The following is a 22,543-nucleotide window of genomic DNA, read 5'->3' on the forward strand; positions in this document are numbered from 1 at the left end:
TAATATTCAAGGAGCGATAGCGTAATGTTTTTATTAACAGGTGGAAATGGTCAACTTGGTACAGAGTTACGACATTTATTAGATGAAAAAGGGTTATCTTATGTTTCAACAGATGCCCAAGAATTAGATATCACAGATGCAGATAAAACAATGGCTTATATCACAGACTTAAAACCAGAGGTCATCTTCCATTGTGCAGCTTATACAGCTGTCGACAAAGCAGAAGACGAAGGCAAAGAATTAGATGAAAAAATCAATGTGGACGGCACGAGAAATGTGGCGCTGGCAGCAAAAGCAGTAAATGCTAAATTGATTTACATCAGCACGGATTATGTTTTTGATGGTAAAAAAGAAAATGAAGAATACCAAGTTGATGATGCAACGAATCCATTGAATGAATATGGACGTACAAAATTATTAGGTGAACAAGCAGTTCAAGAACTTTTAGAAGATTATTATATTATTCGTACTTCATGGGTGTTTGGCGTATATGGTCATAACTTTGTTTACACGATGCAACGTTTGGCACAAACGCATGATCGCTTAACTGTGGTCAACGACCAATTTGGCCGTCCAACATGGACGCGCACATTAGCTGAATTCATGGTCTATGTGATCGAACAACAAGTGCCATATGGCGTATATCATCTTTCAAATGAGAATAGTTGTTCATGGTATGAATTCGCAAAAGAGATCTTAAAAGACGAAGCAGTAGAAGTAGCCCCTGTGACTTCGGCAGAATATCCACAAAAAGCGACACGTCCACAATATTCCGTGATGAGTTTGAAAAAAACGGAAGATCTTGGTTTTGAGATCCCAACGTGGCAAGAAGCACTTGAACAAATGTTACAAGCTTCTGAAAAATTGAACAAATAAGGTTTTTCCTTAGAAAAAAGAAACAACAAAGAAATTGGAGAATTTTATGGAAAAACAAACAAGAAGTGCAAGGCGAGATAAGTCACGGCAAGATAAGTCAAGGCAAGTAGAGAAGGAACAGACGCATCCATTTTTGGATATATTCTTGAAACTACGTTATCTGATCGGGTTACTAGTAATCGTGATTGTTGTAACCTTCAACTTGAACGGCAGTTCGATCGGTAGTTGGGATACTTACGTATCGCAAAGAGATGATGGAAAAGAGACGGACGTGATATTTGGTCAAAACCGTGAAGTACGTTCGGATGAATGGTTAGTACAAACGCCTTTTTATCTCTCTCAAGCAGAAACAGGCTATCCGGTCATAAACGAAGACTATTCTTTGAATGGACAAAATATGATCATTGCCTACAATTCACCGGTAAAAGATATTACTGTGATCGGTAAACCATTCAACTGGGGCTTCTTCTTTTTAGGAAGAGATCGAGGGTTATCTTTTTATTGGGCAATGAAATTGGTCGTTATGGTCTTGTTAGGATTTGAACTGCTGATGATCCTAACAAAAAGAAACAAGCCACTTTCATTGATCGGTGCTTTTGCTTTGACATTCGCACCCGCTGTTCAATGGTGGTTCATGCAACACGTTGGCGATTTGATCTTCTTTACGATTGGACTGATGGTCGCCTTTTATCATTACTTTTATCAACATGAAAAAAAATGGCTGCGTGCATTGATGATGTTGCTGGTGGTCATATTCGGTATCGGCTTTATCCTAGTGATCTATCCGGCCCATCAGGTCATGTTAGCCTATTTGTTAGTTTTTTATTTTATCGGGTTATTGGTCTATTACCGCAAAAAAATAAAATGGGATTGGTTTGACGCTGTCTTGATCACTGCAGCGCTATTGTTTATTGGCGTTGTCATGTGGCATTTTTGGTCAATCTCAAAAGATGCATTGATGGCCGCTTTGAATACGTTGTATCCAGGAAATCGAGTGAGTACGGGTGGGAAATTCAAATTTAGTGAGTTTTTCTATTTCTTAACAAACTGGAAAATCTCCTTTGAGGATATCAGCTTCTCAAATAATTCAGAAGTGGCACTCTTTTACCATTTCTTCCCGACTGTCTTGTTGGCAAGTCCATTCGTATTGTTTGGGAAAAAAGACGGAGATCGAAAAATCATCGGTCGCATCTTGATGATCTTTTGTCTCTTCACCATTTTTTGGATCACTGTCGGCTTATCTAGAACGATGGCTCAATTGACCTTGTTATCATTTGTGCCGCCTTTCCGAGCGATTTTGACGTTCAGTTTTGCGGCTTGTCTATTATCGATTTGGTTCATTGCTTATATTTGGAAGCATGATGTCATCCCTACATGGTATAAATTTGTCTTATTGATTGCGAATGCTGGTATTTATTACTATGCATTACAAGGTTCTAAGATGGAAGGATACTTTTCTGAGATCGAACTGATCAGTGTGATTGCGCTGGGAACCCTTCTTTTAGCATTTGCACTGTTTCGACAACGCGTGCTTTTCTATCTTTCATTTAGCGCGTTGATCATTGCTTCTGGTTTCTTTGTGAATCCAGTTGTCCAAGGAACGGGTGCAATCTTTGAAAAAACATTGGCGAAGGAGATCCAAAGAATCGATCAACAAGATCCTGGTCAATTATGGTTAACAGAAGATGAACTGTATAATTTCACGCCGACGCTAGGAGTGAAGTCATTCAATACGGTACGTTTCTATCCAGATAAAGCCGCTTGGCAATTGATTGATCCAGAAGGCGAATATGAGAGATTCTACAACCGGTACGCTCATACGAGAGCCTTTATTGCCAAAGAAGATACAGCCTTTAAACTCGATCGTCCAGACATGTTCTCAGTGACACTGAATTTTGATGATGCTGAAAAATTAGGTATCAAATACGTTGTAACGAAACGTCCTTTAGATGACTATAACCAACGTAATGAAGCACAGTTTACTAAATTATATGGACCAGACGACGATGGACACATGATTTTTGAAGTAGCATACCCAAATTACGCTACTTGGCAAACACAAACAACAGGTCAATAAAAAAACTTGTTGATTGAATAAGATGTGTGCGATTAAGCTGATTGTTGGATCAGTGATAAACCATTTTTGGTGGCATTGATCCAACGATCCTTTTTTAAAAAAACTTCTTAGAAGAGGAGGTGGAAACCATTCAAACATTTGTAGAAAAATTCATAAATAAAATGAGTACTGGGATCTTGTTACTTATGCTTATCGCCCTTTTTTCTGTCTGGACGATCGGTATAGGGACACCAGCTACTTTATTTTTATATGAACATAGCGCACAGTTTGTCACATTTGGCGTATTTGTTTTAACTGGCTTGAATATCTATAAAGCAAGAGGATTTGACTTTTTTTATTTAGGAGCAGCAGTCGTAATATTTTGCTTTTATACGTATTTCAGCGAGGTACGAGAAGGTTCTTTGGCTGGCAATCTTTTGATCCCAATACTTATTCTATTTGGATTGTCTGTAAAGTGGATCGAATTCGACAAAGTAGATCGCGCAATCTATTTGCTTGTATTCTCATTTTTCTTAGCTGTGACAGTCTATCGAGTTTTCACAGAGATCCAAGTTCCTGAAGGACAAAGTATCTGGAATCAAGATAATAAATTATCAGATATATGGATCAATACGAATACGATCGGTAGCACATTGATGATGCTTGGACTATTGATCAGCGGTTTCGCTAGTTCATTTGAACGTTGGTATATTCGGATTCTTAGCATACCAGCGATTATCGCTGCATTTCTAGGTATCTGGGTCTGTCAATCACGCTCTGCCTTGATTGCCATTATCCTTTTTGTACTACTAGATATCTGGCCTAAGAAATTCTTTAAATTTATTCGGGCACCTTTTATCGGCTATTTAGCCATTTTTAGTTTAGCACTACCGATTTCCTATTTAGCAGCAACTTCTGAAGATATCAATCTTTTCACTGGAAGAGAAGAAATTTGGCTAAAATTCTATCAAACGATTTCCGAGAGCTTCGAGCAATTGATGGTTGGAATGAAACCTTTTCTATATTACCGTGGTGAACAAGTTCTAGGAAATCATAACAGCTATAACTCGATTCTGAACTTATACGGATTGATAGGTATAGCGATTACCGGTATCTTGTTACTTGTGTTTATTGGTAGACTGACCTTAAAGGCTAATTTGTCAAATGGACAACTGACTTTCTTATGGGCTTTCATGGCAGTCATGATCCAGTCGTTCATGGAAGATACATTGACTTCTTTCCCTTGGGTTCCTATCGGCTATCTATTGTTAGCCATGGCAAGTCATCGTTACGACAAACCTAAAGAAGAGCAAATAAAAATACACGATGAAAATCAGTTTGCAACCTCGAGAGTTGCTCGTTATCACTAAACACTTGAACGAGATGAAGGGATTCAACCTAGAGATCAAGTTTCATTCAATCAATAAAATAAACGTGGGTCAGCCATTTTTTTGGCAGATCCACGTTTTTTGCTTCATTGCAATTAAGTATCATCTTTTGTAAAATAGTAACGTTGACAAAAAGTTTGCTTAATAGAAAGTTAAGAAACGACGAATATCGCAGTCCTCGGCTTAAAATGTGGTAAAATGGCTGTTGACTGTAATTAACTGAAACTGCTTGGAGGAACACAAATGTTTAAAGATTTGTTTTTATTTATGAAGGATATCTATCAAAATCGAAAGCTATTACTTCAATTCTCGCTAAACGATTTTAAATCACGTTATGCGGGTTCATTTTTAGGAATTCTATGGGCGTTCATCAATCCCGTCTTTACGGTTCTTATTTATTGGTTAGTCTTTGGTTTCGGGTTAAGAGCGGCAATGACAGATGGCAAGTATCCGTTCATCGTTTATCTGATCACTGGGATGGTGCCATGGTTCTTTTTCTCAGATGCTTTTACCTCTACGACATTGGTTTTCCGAGAATATACGTATTTAGTAAAAAAGGTAGTATTCAATATCCGTATTCTACCAACAACTAAAATCCTTTCGAATTTGTATACACATTTATTCTTTATCTTGATTGGATTAGTCGTAGCGATGGGGCATGGTATTTTTCCAACAGTCATGTCTTTCCAATTGATCTATTATCTATTTTGTATGGTGGCCTTTTTGACCGGTCTAACGTGGTTGACTGCATCTATCCAACCGTTTTTACCTGATATCATGCAATTTATCACGATTTTATTACAGCTGATTATGTGGACATTACCAATTCTTTGGAGTACTAGTCAATTTAATCCAGCAATCATAAAAATCTTGAAGTTGAACCCATTGTATTATATTGTCCAAGGTTACCGTGAATCCTTCCTAAGTGAAGCTTGGTTCTGGGAACATGGCACGTATACATTATATTTTTGGGTAGTGACATTGATTATGTTCGTAATCGGTTCATTAGTGTTCCGTAGATTGAAACCACATTTTTCAGATGTGCTGTAAGGAGTATAGTTATGACAGAATATGCAATTAAATTAAACAACATCACTAAATCATACAATATGTATGCGAAACCGAGTGATCGTTTTAGAGAAGCATTGAATCCGTTCAAGAAATCATACCATGATGTTTTCTACGCATTGAAAGATATCAATGTAGAAATCAAAAAAGGTGAAATGATCGGTTTTGTCGGTGAAAATGGTTCCGGTAAGTCCACGATGCTCAAAATCATTACAGGCGTGCTGACGCCAACTAGTGGCACGATGGAGATTGAAGGGAAGATTTCTGCTTTACTTGAATTAGGTTCAGGCTTCAATCCTGAATATTCAGGATATGAAAATATTTATTTAAATGGGATGGTCCTTGGTTTTTCTCGTGAAGAAGTCGATGCGATGGTTGATGATATCATTGAGTTCGCTGATATCGGAGATCATGTCTACCAGCCAGTTAAAACTTACTCAAGTGGGATGTTCGTCCGTTTGGCTTTTGCGGTTGCGATCAATGTCAATCCAGATATTTTGATCGTCGATGAGGCACTTGCAGTCGGAGACTTGGAGTTCCAATTGAAATGTATGGAAAAATTTACAGAAATCAAAAATTCTGGGAAAACGATTCTATTTGTTTCTCATGATATCAGCTCGATCCGTCGTTTCTGCGATCGTTCTTACTGGTTAAAAAATGGGGAAGTCGTCGAATATGGCGATACGATGGACGTGACGACCAATTACGAAAACTTCTTGAAGAAAAAATCAGTCAAAACCGTTGATCGGAATAAAAATCAAGTGGAGCGTTTTGCTGCACCAGATATCGTGGATGTATTAAGTGCTGAGTTATTAGACAAAAACAAGCAACCGATCGATATGTTAGAACAAGGGGAAGATCTGTATGTCAAAGTCACTTATGACGTGAAAGACGATACGATCAAGAAACCTGTTCTAGGGATCGCCTTGCGAACGGTTGATAATTTCTATGTCTGTGGATTGAATACTTTATTGGACGATATCACGATCCCTTGGGAAAAAGGGAAAAATGTCTTTTATCTCAAATACAATAAGTTAGGGCTGCTTGCCGGCGAATACTATTTCGATGTGGCTGTTTTTGAAGAAAATGCGACCGTTCCTTTAGTTTATAAAACCAAATATATGAACTTATTTGTGACGGGTTCTTATATTGGTGAAGGAATCGTGGTCTTGGATCACCATTGGAAAGAAGGAGATCAAAACAATGAAGTATGATTTCGAGATGGACTTAGATGAACAAAGTAGCGTAGGCAAGATTGTCGGCCAAATCAAACCGGGAAGCAAAGTCTTGGAATTCGGTCCAGGCAATGGCCGCATGACGAAACATTTGATTGGTGCTAAAAACTGTGAAGTAAGCATCGTTGAATTAGACAAAGAACTATTTGATTATGTGAATGAAATCGCCCAAGATGGTTTTTATGGCGATATTGAAAGTTTTGAATGGGCAAAATATTATGATGGTCAAACATTTGATTATATTTTATTTGCTGATGTATTGGAACATTTAGTTGATCCTTTAAAAACTTTGAAAAAGGTCAGAGAATTTCTAAATGAAGATGGCGAGATTTTGATTACGTTTCCTAATCTCGTGCATAACTCTGTATTGATCCATCTCTTTAATAATGAGTTGCCATGGGCTTCGTTTGGGTTACTTGATGAAACACATAATTCATTTTATACCCACGAAGGCTTTCAAAAAGTATTTGAAAAAGCTGATTTGCATATCAACATCGAAGACTATTTGTATCTAGCGGTGGGAGATACTGAATTGAAGTCAGCCTATACAGACTTACCAAAAGCAGTTCGTTATGACTTCAAAATGCGCCCATTTGGCGAAGTGTATCAGTATTTCTTTTCATTGAAAAAACAACCGAATGTGGAAGCTAAGATCAACATGCCACAAAATTCAAATTACGTTAAAATGATGGAAATCACCAAAAAGAATACACAAGAAGAAACGTTACAGATCCCGTTCAATAATCATACGGGAGAAAACCAAATATTGACTTTTCCATTGACAGAGGAGCCTACAAGTTTTGTTTTTCAATTTGAAAAGCAACCAAGTTACCTAGAATTCAGTGTTGAAATAGATGGAGAAAAGCTTGACTTCATTGCATCGAATGCAATCATCAAAACAACCACAGATTGCTATATCTTTGACGGATCAGATGTACCCAAATTTGAATTGACCGGTATTAGTGGAGAGTCTATCAAAATCTCTTGTCACTATCGGTTTATCGGTGAGCTACCAGAAACGATGGCTGAAGTACTTACTGTGATCAAACCAATGGCTGATGTTCAAAAAGAACTGTCTGCGAAAAACGAGGCACTCACAAAAGAAAATGAACATTTACAAGCGGAGAATAAAGAGTTAACGAATGTCTTACAGATCATGACTGAACGATATTCTGAGTTATTGCAAGCTAACAATTGGGCGATCAAGCCTAAAGGACGTTTGGTGAAACCAAAAGAAACTGCGAAAAAAGTCCAAGCGAAAGACCTTTCTCTTTGTATCGACGAAAAAAGTTGGGATCCAGAAACAAAATTACTCAAAATCATTGGATGGGGAATTTCAAATGCAGAACGCAAACCTTTATCTTATAAGCTGTCTGTCGATCAATCACCATTCTTCGAGGTTCAGCAAATCGAGCGTATCGAAGTAAATGAAGCCGAAAACCTTCCTCCCCACACAAAAGCTGGTTTTGAGATCCAGATAGCGTGTGAACAAGAAAAATCATTTTTGATTGAATTGATTGCAGAAAATGGGCAGTCTTGGCTAGTTGAAATGTAAATAACTTATTAGGTAAAGGAGTACTAAACCAGTGCAAAAAAAAGAAATTGCTGTATTTATCGATAAGATCACTCGGGAGCGGGCAACTGGCGATTTATTGATCGTTGGTTGGGCAATCGATGAAGTATCAAAAGAAATTCCGACGATCCAAGTCGAAAAGGAAGACGTCATAGCGGAAAATACGCCAGTCGTGCGTTTGGACATCAATCATCTCTATAATCTAGATGTGAAAACTCAAAGCGGGTTCAACCTTCGATTATCTGGAAAGCTAAAGGGGAAAGCAATTTTAGATTTTCGAACAAAAGATCATCAAAATGGGATCTCCGTCAAGTTGAATGGGCGCTATCCTTATGATGATGGTATTGAATCAAGTTTAGAGATGAAAAAACGTTTATTGAAAAAAGGGTTGAATTATGCACGGACATACGGGTTTAAAAAAGCGATCCGTCGTGCAAAAATGGAATTGAAACCAGGTTCGATCGATTACGCACAATGGATTGCAAAGCACGAACAAATCGATTTAGAAGAGCAAAAGGCAAAAGCGCAGGCATTTGGGTATCGTCCATTGATTTCTGTCGTCATGCCGGTTTATAACGTTGAAATCAAATGGTTAGAAAAATGTATCGATTCAGTGCTTGCTCAAACGTATGATCACTGGGAGTTGTGTATCAGTGATGATGCTTCAACTGATCCTAAAATCCATAAGTGCTTAGAACGTTATCAGCAAAAAGACTCACGGATCAAAGTCGTTTTTCGTGAAGAAAACGGACATATCAGTTTAGCAACAAACTCCGCACTTGAGATCGCAGAAGGAGAATTCATGGCATTACTTGATAATGACGATGAACTTCCTGTAAATGCGTTGTTTGAAGTAGTCAATGTGTTGAACGATCATCCAGAACTTGATTTGATCTATAGTGATGAAGATAAGATTGATGCCGATGGCAATCGTTTTGATCCTCACTTTAAGGCAGATTGGTCACCAAATACCTTAATGGGAAATAACTATATTTCTCACTTAGGTGTTTATCGATTAAGTATCGTCAAAGAATTAGGAGGCTTCCGTAAAGGCTATGAAGGGTCTCAAGATTATGACCTAGTTCTTCGTTTTACAGAAAAGATCCCAGCAGATCATATTTATCATATCGATCGTGTACTTTATCATTGGCGAACGATTCCAGGATCAACAGCAAGTAGTGGTGAAGCGAAAAGCTATATCTATGATTCTGGCGTGAAAGCTTTAACAGATGCGTTAGCTCGCAGAAATATCAAAGGTCAAGTGCGTCCAGGGCGAATTTCAGGATTCTATGAGATCACATACGATGTCTTAGAAGAGGATCTAGTCAGTGTCATCATCCCAACCAAAAACGGGTATGATGATTTGAAAATGTGTATTGATTCAATCATTGAAAAAACGACCTATCCAAACTACGAGATCATCGTAGCGGATAATGGTAGTACTGATCCTAATATGCAAAATCTTTTTGACTCATACAGGGAACAGTTAAAAGAACGGTTTATCGTCGAACTGATCGATATCCCATTCAACTATTCTCGTATCAATAATCTGGCTGCAGAAAAAGCCAGCGGAAAGTATTACTTATTCTTGAACAATGACACGGAAGTAATCGCACCTAATTGGATGACAACGATGGTTTCTTATGCTCAGTTTGATTCAATCGGCTGTGTGGGTGCAAAACTTTACTACCCAGATGATACGACGCAACATGCAGGCGTATTAGTTGGGATCGGTGGAGTTGCTGGACATGCACTGAACAATTACGAGCGCACACATTGTGGTTATTTTGGACGCCTAGTGATCGATGTTGATTATTTAGCAGTAACAGCAGCTTGTATGATGGTGAAAGCAGAAGATTTCCTTGCAGTAGATGGCTTTGACGAAACATTACAAGTAGCATTCAATGATGTTGACTTATGTCTGAAAATCTATGAATTGGGTCGAAATAATGTATACGCCCATCAAGTCGAGCTATATCACTTTGAGTCGAAATCTCGCGGGTATGAAGATACACCAGAAAAGCAAAAGCGCTTTGCTGGTGAGATCAAAAAAATGCAAGATAAATGGCCAAAATATATCGCACACGATCCTTTCTATAATGATAATTTGACAAAACAAGGAATCGGCGATTTTTCATTACGACCAGATTGATGCTTGTATCCTATACCTTCAGCAAATCTTGACCATGTGTCAAGCTTTGCTGAAGGTATATTTTTATCGATGCAGTTTTGGCTCGGACATATTGCTGAATCTACCATCAGTTACTTTGAAATTAGGTTACAATTTGGTTATCCACTATGTTTTTAAAGAGGGCTATGGTAAGATGATAGAGGTATTATTTTGTGGTTAGGAGTGTATACATGAATAAAAATGGAGAATGGAATGCTGCCCGTCGGATATTTATTATCATGATGGATGTCTTGGTATACAATGCAGCAGTGTATATAAGTTTCTTATTGAAATTTCAAGGAGAAATCCCAATGCGGAATTTTGAGACCTTTCAACATTCTGCAATATTTATTTCCATTATTTTTATCGCGTTGAATATTTTGTTAGGGGCGTATGTCTTTTATAATCGAATGATCAGTGACATTATATTTGTGACCGTGATCGGACAAGTATTGATATCATTCGGTGTAATGATCGTGACATTTGCTGGTCGCTGGTTTGCTTTTCCACGGGCAGTCATCTTGCTATCCTTTGTAGTAGGGACGATATTACTGAGTCTGTATCGCATTTTGATCTACAAATTATATTTACGAGTAAGTAGAGATAAAAAAGTAGTGATCGTAGGCCTTGAAAAAGATGTCGCTCCAGCGATCCAAAACTTTCAATCTAAAAAGAACAACAAACATAAAGTCGAAGCTGTGGTCATCGATAATTATTATGAGAATATCAAAAAGATGATCGATGAGATCGATATCGTGTATCTATCTTCCCATATCGAAGAAAATGAAAAAATCAAGATTTATCAATTGATCACAAAAAAAGAAAAGAAACTATTCTTGAATACGACGTTTGAGAATCTAACGATGATCAACCCGAACATCATGAACTTTGAAGATGAAAGCATCATTGAAGCTTCAGGATTTAGGATCCAACCTGAATATGAATTATTCAAACGCTTATTCGACATCGTCGTTTCGCTTATTTTATTGATCCTTGCATCACCATTTATGTTGCTCACAGCAGTCCTAGTCAAAGTGACTTCGCCAGGACCAGTGATCTATAAACAAGTCCGTATCACTAAGAACCAAAAAGAATTTTCTATTTACAAATTCCGCTCGATGGCAGCGACAGCAGAAGCTAAATCTGGACCTGTCTTAGCTAAAAGCAACGACGCACGGGTGACACCTGTAGGTAAATTTATTCGTGCTGTGCGTTTTGATGAATTGCCACAGATTTTCAATGTTTTAAAAGGGGATATGTCTATCGTGGGACCACGTCCAGAAAGACCTTTTTTCGTGGATCAATTCAATGCAGAAAATCCTTATTACTATTTGAGACATAATGTCCGAGCAGGTATTACCGGATATGCGCAAGTGTATGGTAAATATGTTTCCGACTACAATAGCAAATTGCGTTTCGATTTGTTATATATCAAAAAATATTCATTGATGATGGATTTAAAGATCCTATTGCAAACGATCAAGATCCTTTTTGATAAAATGTCTTCTCAAGGATTAGAAGAAGATGAAAATGCTAACTCATTAGCGGAAATCGATTTTCCAAAAGAACGAATTTATCAGTGAAGTGGGAGGCACATAAAATGATAGAACCAAAATTTAGCATTATTGTGCCGGTCTATAATGCGCAATCCACGATAAAGAAAACGATTGAAACATTACAAACGTTGGACTACGATGATTACGAAGTGATCATCGTCAATGATGGCTCAACCGATGAAACTGAAACAATGATTCTGACATTGACTGAAGAAAATCCGATCTTTCAGTTGATCACCACGGAGAATAATGGCCCTGGTATTGCGAGAAATATTGGAATCGAACAAGCAAAAGGAACGTATATTTTATTATTTGACGCAGATGATGAACCGAGCCGCTCGATTTTAAAAAATTACGATCAGTTACTGACTGATCATCCAGAAGCAGATTTGATCGTCAGCTCGTTTCTTTTTCGAACGATGGATAATGAAAAAGTCGTATCCGAAAAAGTGAATCAAGTATCCGAAGCCATTTACCGAAACCATGAAACATTTATTAAAGACATGTATCATTTGATGAATCAGCAACTCATGTATGTTGTATGGAACAAATGCTATCGCAGAGATATTGTAATGGGACAAAATATTCGATTTAAAAATTATCGTAGCTGTGAGGATCGTATTTTTAATTTGGACTACTATCGACATTGTCAATATGTGGTCATGAATCCAACCGTTGCATATACCTATGAGTTTGTTGGAGGGCAAGGCATTACTAATAAGTATTACCCTAATAAATTCCAAACCTTCAAAGAATTTTATCTGTTAGCAAACACCGTCACAAATTCGATAAACAAACCCGGAATGGCTGCACTTTTATTAAAAGGAACTACCTCAGTGATTTTTTCCATTTACGGAAATTCTGATCAAACTTCTAAAGAAAAGACTAGTGAAGCCAAAAGGGTTTTGGCAGATCCAGTGATCGTAGAAGCTAAAAATATCGCACTGACAGATTCTACAGCCAAAAAAGTCACAAAACTTCTGTACAACTTACCTGCGCCGATATTTTTATCCGCTGTTCGTTTAGGTAGTTTTGTAGAGGAAAGAATGCCAGGATTGATGGCTTTCTTAAAACGATCGTATTAAAAAGCACGCTCAAACGTTTGAGCGTGCTTTTTCGTAATGTTGTTTAACTAATTGACAACTTGTAAAAAACACGAGCTTATGCGAAAATATATAAGAAATTAAAAATAGATGAGGCTGTAATAATGTATAGTAATGATGTAGAACTAAAAAATGTGCAAAAAGTCGTACTTGAAATATCAAAATATTTTGTTGAATTTTGTAATGAGCATGGTCTTGTATGTTATTTTTGTGGCGGTGGATGTATTGGTTCGATTCGTCATCAAGGATTCATACCTTGGGACGACGATTTAGATTTTTTCATGCCGAGGCAAGACTATGAGAAATTGAAGATCCTATGGGAGAAATATGCAAATAAGGATCGTTATCCATTGTTGTTTGCTACTTTAGAATACAATGATCATAATTCATTTATGACTATTCGTGATATAGAAACAACATTTGTAAAAACGTATCAAGAAGATCTGGATATCCCACATGGTATCCCCATCGATATATTTCCATTAGATGGCGCTCCAGAAAGTGGGTATAAACGAAAAATCCAAAAAATATGGGCATTGATCTATGCTTTATTTTGCTCGCAAGTAGTACCAGAAAAACACGGCGGACTTTTAGCTACTGGAAGTAGAGTCCTTCTAAATATCTTTAGCTCCAAAAAAGCGCGGTACAAGATTTGGCGCTTTGCTGAGAAACAAATGAGTAAATATCCATTTGGCTCAACTCAATATGTGACCGAGTTGTGTGTAGGACCCAAATATATGGGGAATATCTATGAATTAGCTGATTTTAAATCTGCCATTTTTGTTCCTTTTGAAGATACCGAGATGCCAATTCCAGTCGGCTATGATCGCTACTTAAAACAAGTCTTTGGCGAGTATATGGAGCTACCTCCAAAAGAAGACCAACAACCGCATCATGAGGCGGTTGTTCTTGACACAAAAACATCATACAAAAAAAGACATAATAAAAACGAGGAGAAATAAATGGTAAAGAAAAATACAAGAATGTTGCCCAGAAGAATCAGCATTAAAAAAATCTTATCCGGAACACTTTTGTGCACGATGCTATTGAATGGTTTTGCTCCCGGTATGTCTGCGAATGAAATTCAGTTTTCAAAGGCTAAAACGGGTAAAGATATATCAGCTGTACAACAAAGTGATACTACTACGGAAGAGACAACAGGTAGTACTTCGAGTAGTTCAATTGAGGATTTAGAGGAAAGTACAACCACTTCAGAGACAGTATCAGAAAGTTCGGCAACGACAGATGAAACAAGTGATTCTGTAGAGGCTAGTTCTACTACTGCCGACAGTGAAACCAGTTCTTCAACAACTGAGAGCAGCTCGACAGATCAACCGACGACAGAATCAACTGATGATAGTACAGAGCAACAGTCCACTGAAGATGTCGAAGTGGGGAAACAAGGAACAAACCATAAAAAAGGCACGTATGCCATGCAATCTGGTGGAATCTCTCTGCGTGCCGCATCAGTGATCGATAAAGTCTATGCGAACAATCCTAATCTTCCAGGCAAACATTTTATTGATGTGGCTAGTTGGAATGGGAATATCTCCGTAGCGGAATACCAAAAAATAAAAAGTTATGGTGTGACTTCAGTATCGGTGAAATTAACGGAAGGGACCTCTTATACGAATCCTTACGCTGCTAGTCAAATCAACAACGCAAAAGCTGCTGGATTAACAGTCTCTGCTTACCATTACAGCTTGTATACATCAACTCAAACTGCACAAGCCGAAGCAAATTATTTTGCTGACGCTGCCACTCGGCTGGGACTTAATAAAAATACGATCATGTTCAACGATGCAGAAGATCCTACATTGATCAACAATGGGAGAGATGCCCATAACAATTCGTTAGCATTTAACAAACAACTACAGGCAAAAGGTTTTTCAAATGCAGCTTTATATGTAGGAAAATACTGGATCACTAACGGCTATATCAACACTTCGGCGTTTGGGAAAGATCGTGTATGGGTCGCGCAATATCCTTATTCTCCAGATAAATCGATGCAATGGAACAATGACCATGGGGCATGGCAATGGTCCTCTAATATGCATTTCCCAGGACTTGCTAATTATGAAAACAGACCATTTGATATCTCCATGAGTTACAGTACGTTTTTCAGTGCGCCAAATCCTGGTCCTGATTTGAGCAAATACTACACGACTAATCCTGGTAGAGTCATTGTCAAACAAGATGATAACTTTTACAATGATGTGAATTTTACTGATCCAGGCCTTAGAGTCAAAAAAAATACGCTAGTGACTGTTAAGAGTATTCAGACAACTGCTAGTGGTATTCCTCGCTTATATACAGATAAAGGGTATTTGACGGCGAATAAATCATATGTTGTTGCGGCTCAAAGCAATATTGATTCTTATTTTACAACGAATCCTAAAAAAGTTCGTTTAAAAGCGGATGATTACTATTATGCAGATACAGAGTTCAAACAACGCTTGAATAAAGTGGCAAAAGGGACGGTCGTACAAGTAGAAGACTTAGCGTATACGCAAAGTGGCATTTTCCGTCTTAAAACCAAGAACGGCTATTTAACAGCTAATAAAAGTATAGTTGAGCAATTCTTAGAAGTGTCTGATTTGTATTATACAACGAATCCTGGACAAATCATCACTTTAAAAAATGATCAATATTATAAAGATGTTGCATTTACTTCAGCAGGTGAATCTGTTCCAGCCGGCACAGTTATAAAAGTTACAGGTATCGAAAAAACGAAGAGTGGTATCCCGCGACTTAAAACTAATAAAGGCTATTTTACTGCGAATAAAGACTACGTGATCGCTGCAGTATCAAACATCAATAATTACTACACGAAACGACCTACACAGGTTGTTTTAAAAGCGAATGACGCTTATTATCGTGATCCTGAGTTCTTGCATAAAGGGGCTTCAGTCAATAAAGGAACATTAGTCAATGTAACTGGTGTCGAATATCGTGAAAATGCTGTTCCACGCTTGATCACATCAAAAGGCTATCTAACGGCAAATAAAAATTATGTCCAAGAAGTACCAAGTAACATCAATAATTATTACTACAGTAATATCAATCAAGTAGTTATGAAGAAGAACGATAGCTACTATAAAGATGTTGCATTTAGCCAAAAAGGCGACCCTGTCTTAAAAGATGAAGTCATCCAAGTACAAGATGTCGTCTTTACTAGCAGTGGCATTCCACGTTTAAAAACAGCGAAAGGTTATGTGACAGCAAATAAATCTTACGTCACTACCTTAGTTTCTAATAGCGATAATTATTTCTTGGAAAATCCAAGAAAAATCATCATGTTAAGAGAAGATCGCTATTATTCTGATCTTGCTTTTAACAATCCTGGGGCGACTATTCCAAAAGGCAGAATCATCGATGTATCAGGCATCGAATTTACAGCGAATGGTGTTCCTCGATTAAGAACAGCAAACGGCTATATCACAGCAAATAAAACGTATGTGACAGCTGCTGCAAACAGTAACAATAATTACTTTGTAACGAACCCTGGTCGCGTACAACTTTTGACAGATGATTGTTACTATAAAGATCTGAACTTCACTCAAAAAGGAAGCGCCATAAAAAAAGGGACGATTTTAACGATCCAAGGCATCGAATATACTGCGTCAGGTATGCCAAGGTTGAAAACAGCTAATGGGTACGTGACAGCAAATCAAGCATATGTAAAAAAAGTAAACTAATAGGATAAGACCAGGAATATGAAAAAGATCATCTATTTTATGTTCCTGGTTCTTTATTATGGGTAAAAATCGATTGAAAAAAATTTGAGTTGATCGGACATTTTGTCTGGCGTACTATAGAAAACATTGAAACTTGTTGGTAGTTGTGAGAAAATGTAAAAGGTTGAATGCAGTTTAACACTGGATTATTATTAGAATATTAAATATGACAAATACTTCATGTACTTGTAAAAGGAAGGAATTTAAATCGAATGATTACAGCTGTTATTATCGCCGGTGGAGTGGGCAAAAGAATGGGACAAGATATCCCAAAACAATTTATCAATATTGAAGGAAAACCGATTATTATCTATACCTTGGAATCATTCCAACACCATCCACAAATTGATCGAATATTAGTGGTTTGTAAATCAGGTTGGGAAGAAACAATGTGGGCGTACATCAAAGAATTCAATATCAGCAAAGTTCAGTGGGTGATCACTGGTGGTTCTAAAGGGCAAGAATCGATCAATAATGGCGTACAATTCTTGAAAGATTATTCTGAAGATGACGATACGATCATCATTCATGACGGTATCCGCCCATTAGTAGATGAACTTGTTTTATCTGATGTCATCGTAAAATGTAAAGAGTTTGGAAATGGTGTAACTTCACTTCCATATAACGAACAAATTTTTATCAAAAAAACAGAAGAAACAACAGAACAATATGTGGACCGCAATACGTTACGACGTGTGTCAACACCGCAAGCCTACCAGTACGGTAAATTGCTAGCTGCATACGATCGAGCAGTAAAAGAAGATATTGGTATGACTGATTCTTCTTATACAAATACCATGATGGTAGATCTAGGAGAAACACTTTATTTTGCTGCTGGTTCAGATAAAAACATCAAGTTGACAACCAGAGAAGATTTAGATTTGTTCAAAGCATATTTAAAGATGAAAGACTAGGTGGTGTGATAGATGGCTTTAAATACAAATCCGCTATATATAAAAGATTTGCAAAAAGTGATCGACCACGTCGAGGCGATCAAAGACTTAAATGGGAAATCACTTTTGATGATTGGCGCCTCTGGAATGGTAGGATCGTTTCTAGTCGATACGATCATGTTAGCAAATGAACGGTTAGGCATTGAGATCAAAGTATATGCGATGGGACGAAATCGCAAAAAACTAGAAGAACGATTTGAAAAGTACCAATCAAGTGATAACTTTGAGATCGTAGAAGGAGATGTTACTGAGCCTTTAGATCCTTCTATCAAAGCCGACTATATCATCCATGGAGCTAGTAACACACATCCAAGGGCTTATGCAACCGATCCAATCGGAACGATCATGACGAATTTGGCTGGTACGGAACAAGTCTTAAAACATGCAGTAGCTACGAATGCTACAAGAACGCTATTTTTATCGACCGTAGAAATATATGGTGAAAATAGAGGCGATGTAGATAAATTTAAGGAAGACTACTGTGGTTATATCGATTGTAATACGCTAAGAGCTGGTTATCCTGAAGGTAAGAGAGTCAGTGAATCATTATGCCAAGCGTATATCGCAAAACATGACTTAGATATTGTCATCCCAAGACTATGTCGTACATTTGGACCTACGATGCTGTTATCTGATTCTAAAGCTTCTTCACAATTTATTTTGAATGCAGCTCGAGAAGAAGATATTGTTTTAAAAAGCGAAGGCAAACAGTATTTTTCTTACATTTATGTAGGGGATGCAGTATCTGCTATTCTTCATTTGATGATCCACGGGAAAAGCGGAGAAGCGTATAATGTGTCAGAAGAGGCTTTTGACCTACAATTAAGAGATCTTGCTGGAAAACTGGCAGAAATAAACAATAAAAAAGTTATCTTTGAACTACCTGATGAAACTGAAAGCAAAGGTTTCTCAAAAGCAAGTACAGCAATATTAGACAATCAAAAATTAAAAGCAAATGGTTGGGATTCAGTATTTACACTTGAAGAATCGCTAGCGCACACAGTACAGTTAGTTAAGGATGAAGTTTGATGTGTGAAATCAGTATAATCGTTCCTGTATATAAAGTAGAGAAATATCTGAAAAAATGTGTCGATTCTATTATTGCTCAAACATTTACTGATATTGAAATCATTTTAGTCGATGATGGTTCTCCAGATGATAGTGGGAAAATATGTGATGAATATGCAGCTCAAGATAAACGAATAAAGGTCATCCATAAAAAAAATGGCGGGTTAAGCAGCGCACGTAATGCAGGTATTGAGATTGCCAAAGGGAAATATTTAGGCTTTATTGATAGTGATGATTATATTGCTGAAGATATGTTTGAAATATTATATAATCAGTTATTAGATTATGATGCTGATATAGCTACCATAGGTATGATCGATGTGTATGAGAACAAAGAAACAAAGGTCAATCATTTAAAATTAGTTGAAGTTCTAGATCAAAAAGATGCGATACAAGCTGTTCTAGACAGTACCGATGTGTATGCATATGCGGTCAATAAACTTTATAAAAAAGAACTTTTTGATACCGTTCGTTATCCTGTTGGCAAAATCGTAGAAGATGCCTTCATTATCATTGATCTATTACTTCAATGTAATAAGGTAGTCACGAATACTGAGCAAAAATATTATTATTATCGAAGAAATGATAGTATTACTGGATTATCTTTTTCAACTAAAAATTTTGACGTCATTGAAGCATGGGAAAAAAATGGTGAGTTAGTGAAGAAAGCTTATCCAGAACTATCAGATTCCATCCATCGCAGGATTTGTTGGGCGTATTTTGATGTTTTAGATAAGATAGCAATCAGTGAGAAGAGTGAATCGAAAGAAGTCAGAAAACCTATAGTGAAGTTTCTAAAGTCAAATTTCACCTTTGTAATGAAAAATCCAATATTCACAAAAAGTCGAAAACTATCGATGCTTGCATTAATGATAAGTAATTTATGTTATGATACATTAGCTAAGATAAAGTATAATTATGTAACAAAGAAAAATGGTTGATGGCTGAAAAATGAATGTGACAGGAGAAGAATGAGTTTTATGGAAACAAAAAGAGATGATTATCTTCAAAAAGGTAAAAATATTTTTATAGTAGGATTATTGGTCATGCTCATCAGTAGAGCAGTAGGTGCGTACAGTTTACTCCCTTCTACAATTGATAGTGTATTGTTTTCTATATTAGCGATATTTGGTTCAATTGTATTACTAGCGGATTTTATTACGAGAGTATTGAAAAAAAATCGTTGGACGTATGATATATTACTACTTTTATTTATCGTGATCATGTGTATTTCGAGTTTGATAAATATGAAGTATGGTTTATTTGGTAATATCAAGTTTATTGTATGGCAAGCGTTGTATTTCTTTGTTGTATATGATAATGGCATCAGTCGTGATAGAAATAAGACCGATCAATTATTATCGATCGTCAGTGGGACTTTGATCGTGATTTGGACAAGCTTAGTGATCGTTTCATTAGGGATGTTCTTGACTCAGTATAACTATTCAGTTCAATTAACCAGAGTCAATCCACTGAGAATAGGTATGTTGGAAGGCAGATTGTTTGGTGTATTCTCTGATCCAAACTATGGTTCAGTTATGTGTGTCGTAACGATTTTTCTTAGCTTGTATTATATCTTTAGTAAGAAATATTCAAACAAATGGTTACTGACTGGTATCTATTTTTCAATCTTCTTAAATATCAGTTATATCATTTTATCAGGCTCTAGAAATGGTTTGATCACGCTATTAGCGACGACCTTTGTTTTTGTTTTCTTTTCGATGTATCAATATCAATTAAATAAAAAAATGAATCTTCTTTTAAATATTTTTCTTTCGATTTTAAGTGGTGTAGCTGTTATGGCTCTTGTTTTTGGCGCAGCTCAGTTGATCAAAATCGGTTGGTCATATTTCCCGCAATTTTTTGAGAAAAAACAAACTGGAACTGCACCAGGTAGAGTCAACTTGACGAGACCAGACGTGGCCGAAAGCACAGATGTATCTAATTTACGTTTCACCATTTGGAAAAGTGCGGTAGAGATTTTCCAATCAAGTTGGTTATTTGGTACTTCTCCTAAAAATATGATTGCTTACGCACAAGATGTTTTGCCAAATACGTATATTGCGCAACGTAATTTTTCTGTACACAATGCATATTTGAACACGTTAGCATCAACTGGGATACTAGGCGGTCTAACATTCGTCGCTTTTATTGTGAGTAAAGCAGTTCGTGTGATCGGCTTCTTATTCAAGCCAATCACTAATTTGTTGAATACACGAATGATTTATTGTATTTGTGGTGTATTCGCATTAGCATTTTCTGGATTCTTCCATAATGAAATGATTCTTGTTAATATTTCTGGCGCGTTCTTATTCTGGTTTTTACTTGGTGAAGTTATCGGCAAGCTAAAAGAAAGCGATGGAATGAATCAATAAGAATGTGAGGAAAAGTTATATGATAGCGTCGCTAAAAAATAAAATCACTCGAATGATTTTTGTAGTTAAAAGTCTCTTCTTACGAGTAGGAAGATATGCTATTTTTTATTGTTGTTATCCGTTTTTAGTCATGCGACCTTTAAATAGAAATAAAATTGTTGTTTCTAGTTATTTTGGAAAAGGTTATGGAGATAATCCTAAGTATATTTGTGAATATTTATTATCTCAGAAAGATGATTTAGATATTGTTTGGTTATGTAAGCCAGAAGTTCTTCAACAGCAGGCGGAACTCTTTCCAGATACGATAAGGTTAGTGAAAAACAAATCGGTTCGAGCATTGATTGAAATGTTTACTGCTAAGATCTGGATCGATAATTGCCGTAAAAGCTTTTATCCACCTAAAAGAAAAGGACAATTCTATCTTCAGACTTGGCATGCAGGGTTTGGATTAAAACGAATCGAGAATAATGCGGCCGACAAATTAAAACCTAGATACGTGAAATTGGCAAAAAAAGATTCTCAAATGTGCGATCTATTGGTTTTTGAAAGCTCTGATCTATTTAAAGATATCGGCAAAATGTTCTGGTATGATGGAGAGATCTTTAGAGAGGGCGTACCTAGAAATGATGTGATCGTCAATAACGACCCAACGATCATCCGTAAAGTCTATGATTATTACCAGATTCCAGCAGATAAAAAAATTGTTTTATATGCACCGACATTTAGAGCAGGGGAACTGATAAAAGTCAGTCCAGATTTTTTAGAGCAGGTAAGAAAAGCTTTCACAGATAAATTTGGTGTCGAATATATGATGCTTATCCGTCTTCATCCCAATGATACGGAGAATAAAAAGCAAATTTTAGGAGAATTAGACAACTCCAATTTGATTGATGCTTCAGATTATAATGATATGCAAGAATTATTGTGTGCCACAGATATATTGATCACGGATTATTCTTCCACTATCGGTGAAGCTTTAGTATCGGATAAAAAGTGTTTTATCTATGCCTATGACTATGACCAATATTTAGAAAATAGAGGTCTGGTGATGGACTTAGCAGACTTGCCATTTCCGTTGATCAGAAGTCAAGAAACATTCATTAGAAGTATTGAGGATTTTGATTTGGAAGAGTACCTATCTAAAATGCAAGAATTTAAAAAGGACTTAAATATTTCCGAATCAGGTCATGCAAGTAAAACACTAGGAGATCGTTTGTTGCTTGAGATGTCTAAATAGTTATAGATAAGATAGAGTTTGAGATTGTTACAACCGTCACCTAAGTCACCTATGGACCTCTAAAAACGAAATAAAAAGAGGTTCAAAGGGGCTTTTTTAAACTTGATCCACGGGTGTGTCAAAATGATTTCTTCGGAAATATACTGAA

16 protein-coding genes are annotated in these 22,543 nt (G+C 36.8%); all 16 read left to right on the forward strand.

Going from position 1 to position 22,543, the window contains the following annotated elements:
* Nucleotides 1-24 precede the first annotated feature (24 nt).
* Nucleotides 25-876: a dTDP-4-dehydrorhamnose reductase gene (gene rfbD / locus IGL24_RS04600; protein ID WP_206858162.1), complete on the forward strand. Its 852-nt coding sequence runs from the start codon at nt 25-27 to the stop codon at nt 874-876.
* 46 nt (nt 877-922) lie between these two features.
* Nucleotides 923-2,953 carry a DUF7657 domain-containing protein gene (locus tag IGL24_RS04605; protein ID WP_207699707.1) on the forward strand — a complete coding sequence of 677 codons (2,031 nt, stop codon included), beginning with the start codon at nt 923-925 and terminating at the stop codon, nt 2,951-2,953.
* Between the two features lie 119 nt (nt 2,954-3,072).
* On the forward strand, nt 3,073-4,302 hold the full coding sequence (locus IGL24_RS04610) for an EpaQ family protein (RefSeq protein ID WP_207699706.1): 1,230 nt from the start codon (nt 3,073-3,075) through the stop codon (nt 4,300-4,302).
* Nucleotides 4,303-4,563: 261 nt separating this feature from the next.
* Nucleotides 4,564-5,370, forward strand: a complete 807-nt coding sequence (locus tag IGL24_RS04615; protein ID WP_206858173.1) for an ABC transporter permease — start codon at nt 4,564-4,566, stop codon at nt 5,368-5,370.
* Nucleotides 5,371-5,381: 11 nt separating this feature from the next.
* Entirely contained in the window at nt 5,382-6,602 is a 1,221-nt protein-coding gene (locus tag IGL24_RS04620; RefSeq protein WP_206858174.1) for an ABC transporter ATP-binding protein, read from the forward strand.
* Complete coding sequence (locus IGL24_RS04625) at nt 6,592-8,178, forward strand: methyltransferase domain-containing protein (RefSeq protein ID WP_206858176.1); 1,587 nt, start codon at nt 6,592-6,594, stop codon at nt 8,176-8,178. The genes IGL24_RS04620 and IGL24_RS04625 overlap by 11 nt, the downstream gene beginning before the upstream one ends.
* Nucleotides 8,179-8,209: 31 nt before the next feature.
* Nucleotides 8,210-10,348, forward strand: coding sequence for a glycosyltransferase (locus IGL24_RS04630; RefSeq protein ID WP_206858178.1), 2,139 nt, complete (start codon nt 8,210-8,212; stop codon nt 10,346-10,348).
* 209 nt (nt 10,349-10,557) lie between these two features.
* Complete coding sequence (locus IGL24_RS04635; RefSeq protein WP_206858180.1) at nt 10,558-11,949, forward strand: sugar transferase; 1,392 nt, start codon at nt 10,558-10,560, stop codon at nt 11,947-11,949.
* A gap of 17 nt (nt 11,950-11,966) precedes the next feature.
* On the forward strand, nt 11,967-13,007 hold the full coding sequence (locus IGL24_RS04640; protein WP_206858181.1) for a glycosyltransferase family 2 protein: 1,041 nt from the start codon (nt 11,967-11,969) through the stop codon (nt 13,005-13,007).
* Between the two features lie 122 nt (nt 13,008-13,129).
* Nucleotides 13,130-13,987: a LicD family protein gene (locus IGL24_RS04645; RefSeq protein WP_206858188.1), complete on the forward strand. Its 858-nt coding sequence runs from the start codon at nt 13,130-13,132 to the stop codon at nt 13,985-13,987.
* Entirely contained in the window at nt 13,988-16,723 is a 2,736-nt protein-coding gene (locus tag IGL24_RS04650) for a DUF5776 domain-containing protein (protein ID WP_429968399.1), read from the forward strand. It abuts the gene before it with no gap.
* Nucleotides 16,724-16,974: 251 nt separating this feature from the next.
* Nucleotides 16,975-17,676 (forward strand): IspD/TarI family cytidylyltransferase, encoded by a 702-nt coding sequence (locus IGL24_RS04655; RefSeq protein ID WP_206858190.1) that lies wholly within the window; start codon nt 16,975-16,977, stop codon nt 17,674-17,676.
* Between the two features lie 12 nt (nt 17,677-17,688).
* Nucleotides 17,689-18,744, forward strand: coding sequence for an NAD-dependent epimerase/dehydratase family protein (locus tag IGL24_RS04660; protein ID WP_206858193.1), 1,056 nt, complete (start codon nt 17,689-17,691; stop codon nt 18,742-18,744).
* Nucleotides 18,744-19,724, forward strand: a complete 981-nt coding sequence (locus IGL24_RS04665) for a glycosyltransferase family 2 protein (protein WP_206858195.1) — start codon at nt 18,744-18,746, stop codon at nt 19,722-19,724. The genes IGL24_RS04660 and IGL24_RS04665 overlap by 1 nt, the downstream gene beginning before the upstream one ends.
* A 39-nt stretch (nt 19,725-19,763) precedes the next feature.
* Nucleotides 19,764-21,158, forward strand: coding sequence for an O-antigen ligase family protein (locus tag IGL24_RS04670; protein WP_242542410.1), 1,395 nt, complete (start codon nt 19,764-19,766; stop codon nt 21,156-21,158).
* Nucleotides 21,159-21,177: 19 nt separating this feature from the next.
* Nucleotides 21,178-22,395 carry a CDP-glycerol glycerophosphotransferase family protein gene (locus IGL24_RS04675; protein ID WP_206858211.1) on the forward strand — a complete coding sequence of 406 codons (1,218 nt, stop codon included), beginning with the start codon at nt 21,178-21,180 and terminating at the stop codon, nt 22,393-22,395.
* Nucleotides 22,396-22,543 lie beyond the last annotated feature (148 nt).

It is taken from the genome of Enterococcus sp. DIV2371 (assembly GCF_050498525.1).
Lineage (GTDB): Bacteria > Bacillota > Bacilli > Lactobacillales > Enterococcaceae > Enterococcus_B > Enterococcus_B mangumiae.